Origin of the sequence: Cytophaga sp. (assembly GCF_051961495.1) — a bacterium.
Classification (GTDB): Bacteria; Bacteroidota; Bacteroidia; order Cytophagales; family Cytophagaceae; genus Cytophaga.
Genome location: NZ_JBQCDF010000211.1, coordinates 1 through 4,705 on the forward strand (window position 1 = coordinate 1; position 4,705 = coordinate 4,705).

4 protein-coding genes are annotated in these 4,705 nt (G+C 35.9%); 3 read left to right on the forward strand and 1 reads right to left on the reverse strand.

Annotated features, from left to right (window positions below; genetic code table 11):
- The 3 genes from ACTHJT_RS11715 to ACTHJT_RS11725 all read left to right on the forward strand — a co-directional run.
- Nucleotides 1-2,475, forward strand: a 2,475-nt coding sequence (locus tag ACTHJT_RS11715) for a T9SS type A sorting domain-containing protein (protein ID WP_440238357.1), incomplete at its 5' end; no start/stop codon positions are given.
- Nucleotides 2,476-2,590: 115 nt separating this feature from the next.
- Nucleotides 2,591-2,809, forward strand: coding sequence for a hypothetical protein (locus ACTHJT_RS11720; protein WP_440238359.1), 219 nt, complete (start codon nucleotides 2,591-2,593; stop codon nucleotides 2,807-2,809).
- A 130-nt stretch (nucleotides 2,810-2,939) separates the two neighbouring features.
- Complete coding sequence (locus ACTHJT_RS11725) at nucleotides 2,940-3,398, forward strand: hypothetical protein (RefSeq protein ID WP_440238361.1); 459 nt, start codon at nucleotides 2,940-2,942, stop codon at nucleotides 3,396-3,398.
- Between the two features lie 20 nt (nucleotides 3,399-3,418).
- Here ACTHJT_RS11725 and ACTHJT_RS11730 read toward each other — a convergent pair whose 3' ends face one another.
- Nucleotides 3,419-4,021 (reverse strand): glycosyltransferase, encoded by a 603-nt coding sequence (locus ACTHJT_RS11730; RefSeq protein ID WP_440238363.1) that lies wholly within the window; start codon nucleotides 4,019-4,021, stop codon nucleotides 3,419-3,421.
- Between the last annotated feature and the right edge of the window lie 684 nt (nucleotides 4,022-4,705).

The following is a 4,705-nucleotide window of genomic DNA, read 5'->3' on the forward strand; positions in this document are numbered from 1 at the left end:
TCTGTAAAAGTTGGCACATTTATTTTCAATTTATTGAATGTAAGCAATGTGATCTTATTTGAAGATGTAATTGTTGCAACTTTATTAAATTTACAATCTGGCAGCATTAAAAAATCTACTGGTAACATCGTAATGGCAGCCAATTCAACCATCAATAGAAATCTGGGTTCGTTGGTGTCTGCGCCGGTATTTTCAGGAGCAACCAATATCATTTATTCAACAGCTGCTAATATTACAGGCGGAGCTGAATTGCAGGGTACAGGCGGATCCATCAAAAATCTAACCTTATCTATGTCAGGAAGCTCTGTATTAGGTCTTTTTAGTAACTTATCTATTACAGGTGTACTAACAATCAATCCAGGTTCGGTATTCAATCCGGGCGGGAAAACAATAACCCTTTCAGACAATTTTGTTAATAATGGTATTTTCAATTCAAATATCAGTACTATCGTCATCGCAGGTAATACAACAATCAGTGGAACTCCTGAATCAGGTGGATTCAATTTTTACAATTTAACCATCAACAACGGTGCTACATTAACTGCTCCTGCTTCCGCAAGTTTATTAATAAACAATACATTTTCACCAATATCAGGATCAACATTTAATGCCAATAATGGTACTGTTAATTTCCAGGATCAATCCGGCAATCAAGCAATTCCTGGCAAAATTCAATACTATAACCTTACCTTAAGTAATTCATCACAAAAAATATTATCTGTTACAGATACTATTAAAATAGGCAACATCTTGTCTATTAGTGGTGGTGGTGTAACAGTAGCGAATAGTACGATCAATTTTAATGGAGGTGTCCAGACCATCAACAATCTAGCATATAATAACCTGATATTATCCGGATCCGGGCTAAAAACACCTGAAACTTCCTCCTTAACAGCTAATAATATTATAATTTCAGGATCTGCTATACTCAATGGTGCAAATGCTACCATTAACGCTACTGGGAACTGGACTTCTTATGGAGCTGGCGCCTATGTTAATACAAGTGGTACCGTCATCTTCAACAATGCAGCATCTCCAATAACCATAGATGGCAATGGGGTTACATTCAATGACATTACATTTGCTTCAGCAGGCAACAAAACAATCATTTCAGCTGTATCTGTAAACGGCATTCTTACTCTGACTTCAGGTACATTATATACAGGTGATCTATTATCTGTAAATCTTACCACAGGAGCTATCAGTGGTGCAGGCTCTGGTACATTAAGCGGTAATGTAACCTATACCAAAGATGTGGTGACCGCTGCATCTAATTTCCTTGCCTTCCCGGTTTCAGGTGCTACAGGCAATGACCTTGCAGATGACTTTGAATTTGTTAATCCATCAACAAATAAATCACGCTTGTCAATCTGGAATTGTGCAACACAAAAATACTTAACTGGCCAGGCCGTAACCACTACTTTCACTCAAGGTGTCGGTTTCCAGTTTTTCGCATCGGTCCCTGGCACACTTGATGTAACAGGCGCTTACGATCATGCTAACACCGGCTATACAATTACTTCCTGCACATCTGCAGCTAATAAATTTGTATTGGCTGGCAACCCTTATCCATCTACATTGGATTGGAATAGCTCTGGCTGGACAAAAACAAACCTGAATGATGCGCTTTACTTCTTTAACCCGGCAACCAGTACATTTGCTACTTACATTAATGGTACTCCTAGTAACGGCGGTTCTCAATATATCCCTTCTTTCCAGGGTTTCTATATTACAACCAACGGTGCAGGTATTGGCTCATTGACTTCTACAAATGCAGTACGTACCACTCTAACAAACCCGGGATTATATAGAACTGCTAATACAAGTACAATTGCTCTGGAAGTATCTTATAAGCACTATACAGATGAAGCTGTGATTGTTTTAAATGAAGATGCTTCGTTCGATTTTGAAGGTGACAAAGACGCGATAAAATTAATGAATCCGGATGCAGCCCCTTCGCTATATACAAAATCAATGGGCGTTGATTACAGTATTAACTCAATCCCATCGATTGGTACTGGTTATGTATTACCTCTGGGCTTGTCAGTATCTGAAACGGGATCTTATACTTTCACACCAAAAAATCTTTCAGACATTTCGGGAAGCGTATTCTTAGAAGATAAACTTACCGGCGATATGATTGATTTAAAATCAACTCCAAGCCATACGGTTACTATTGATTCAACTCAAACAAACCGTTTCCAGCTTCGCTTTGCTTCTTCAGGAAGTACTACAACAGCTTCAGCTTCATCTACAAAAATTTACTACTATGATGGACTAATCCATGTAGCCTTCCAGGATGCTTCTGCAAACGGTAACATGGCCTTATATAATGTTTTAGGAAATACCGTAATGGACAATATTACAATCAACGGTTCTGGAGAAGTAGCAACTAAAAATATTCAACCAGGAACATATATTGTTCGCGTTATTGAAAATGGACAAATTTCTACTCAAAAAATTATAATTCAGTAAAAGAAGATCAATTAAAAGTCCTTTGCTTGAGTAAAGGACTTTTAATTGATCTTCTTTTATTTTATATTTATTATATTAATTCAAAGTTTTGATTTAACCTCTATCGAACATAATTATGAAACGTTATTTTAATGCTGCACTTTTATTGGCCGGCACAACATATTTATCAATAATGACAGCCGTGGCCCAATGCCCTGACGGATGCGAAGGAACATTCCCAAATTGTGCTCCTTGCTATGATACATCTACACCTATTGATGGTGAAACAGGTCTTTTATTACTTGTAGGATTAGGAATTGGAGCATTCAGATTAATTAAGAAAAAACTGGCTTAATAAATAGTCTTTTGAACATACTTCCTTGATTGAGTCAATTAAAACCCTTATTTATTTTCTGCAACGAAATAAGCTTTTGTTTTTTTTAATTAAATCCGTACTTCTATTTATCATACTCAAAACATTGTTTTTGGCGTATATAGGAGCTACAGATTCTAATGGCATTTTATCTATACCATTGCTTGAGAAATACGATTTAATACAACTTCTCAGATATGCTTATATTTATCCCACAGATTGGATTGTAAATTCTTTGGGACATGAAGCCTACGCCTATAAACTTGGTGTTACAATCCCCGGACCGGGTGGTGTTCAAATAAACAACTCCTGTCTTGCGGTCGAAACAATGATCGTTTTTTTTACGCTCATTGTTTGTTATCCAGGTGATAGAAAAAAAATCCCCCACATTCTTATAGGTCTTAGTTGTATTTACCTATTAAATCTGTTAAGAATTATTATAGTATGTATTTCAACAACACACTCAAAAGTTGTGGCAGATATGAATCATACTATTTTCAATCTTGTTGTATATGTCTTTATTATTCTATATTTCTTTTTTTGGAGTGCTGAGCAAAAGACCGCTGCTTAAATATAGGCTTTCAAGAAATATTATTTTCCTTTAAGTATTTCGTAAATATTGTCTACAAAACAGGTAGATTCAAAACGTTTCCTTGCTGCTCTTTGAGTTTCAACAATTTGTTGTTTTAAAGATGGGAGCTGCAGCACAGCATCCAATAGAGACATTGAAAGTACTTGCACATTCTGTGTTTCTGTTTTAAAAAATGTAGGATAACTACTGATATCTTTAATTCCTCCCTGGTGAGTAGAAACAACAATATTCCCGGTTACATAAGCTTCAATGATACTCAACGGTTGCCCTTCCATAATATACCATGTTGGCAGAACAAAAATATCTGACCAATACAGTAATTCTTTCTTTTTCTGAAAACCGGCTATCCCGAAGAAATAGACGCTGTCTCCCAGCACTTTCACTTTTTGGTTTAAAATATCCCCTATTCCTTTTTCAATATTTCCCGCTATACTTACTTTAAATTCAAATCCATCCCTATTTTTTAAAAGAATCAATGCATCCAAAAACTCCAGAATACCCTTTCCTAACATTAAATTGCTTAGGAATAAAAAATGAGGCACTTTATGGGTATTTCTTTCAAACGGAGGGTTAATTAATGCCGGATCATAAAAATTTTCCACTACTGCAACATGTATCCTGGGAAACGTCTCCTGAACCTGCTTTGCCAGGCTGGTCGACAGAGCAATCATCCGGGAACTTTGATTTATTAATAAACGGAACAAACGTTTTTTATGCGATGACATCTTACTATATGCCTCACAGATATATCCTCCATGGATATGCAAAACATAAGGAATACCTAACACCTTGCATAAGATCATAAAAGGGGCATATTTAACCAATCCCCAAAAAGTCTGTCCGACGGTAATATAAACAACTGATTTACCTATAATCTGAAAGATGCTTTTGTAGATAGATAAAAATGTTAAGATTTTTGACAAGCTGATGCGGTCTCCCTGCCTGGAAGCAATTTTACCTGTTTCTGTATTTATCTTACTTACCTTGCAGCCTTTGTTGACCAGACTACGAAATAAAAAATCATTGCTAATGGTGACGCCGTTTAAAATTGGAGGAAAAGGCCCAATCATCAACACTTTCATAATAACTCCCGATTCTTGAAATTTTGCCTAAATGTAGTAAAAACAATATGAATTCAATGACCAATTCATTATTTAATTAAAATACTCACCCAATCCGGAAATAAAATTTCAACTTTATTAACATAGATTAATATTCTCAAGGAAATTCTCCTGTATTAATATCAAAAAAAGGCTACGGCAAACTCTGCTGCGCTATCTATTCAT